The sequence below is a fragment of the Pseudomonas sp. RA_35y_Pfl2_P32 genome, from assembly GCF_963970735.1.
In the GTDB taxonomy this organism is placed as follows: Bacteria; Pseudomonadota; Gammaproteobacteria; order Pseudomonadales; family Pseudomonadaceae; genus Aquipseudomonas.
In genome coordinates this window covers 1-380 of sequence record NZ_CAXAQF010000401.1, presented here as the reverse complement: position 1 = coordinate 380, position 380 = coordinate 1, and the positions used below count along the sequence as shown (strand labels likewise).

Annotated in this window: 1 pseudogene; it reads right to left on the bottom strand. The window is 56.6% G+C overall.

Features of this window, described 5'->3' with window-relative positions:
* Positions 1–249 precede the first annotated feature (249 nt).
* A pseudogene (locus tag AACY45_RS28895) lies at positions 250–380 on the bottom strand (IS110 family transposase); the annotation flags it as partial.

The following is a 380-nucleotide window of genomic DNA, read 5'->3' as shown; positions in this document are numbered from 1 at the left end:
TCTATGGTTACCCCCTTTTCTGCAATACTGTTTCTGATGTCGTGTTTGGCTTGCTTTCATCTATTCGGCGTCTGAGTGGGGGAGCTACCCCGCGCCTCGATGAGAATCGATGCCCAACGATCCTGATTAGTGAAACGGCCTTTCAGCCGTGTGGGAGCCCAGGGTTGTCGTCAGGCCGGTTGGCCGTTCACGTCATCAGTTATCCAGCATCGCAAAACCAGGTGGGTTGGTGCTCGGGTGACAGCGGGGTCAGGCGTTCATCGCGCTTGGCCCCGCATCGAATACAGTGTGGTGTGCCGCAATTGCCCAAGCGATCCTCGCCAACTTGTTGGCTAGCGCGCAGACCACGTGGTTGGAGTGATGGTGGGTCGCTATCAAAT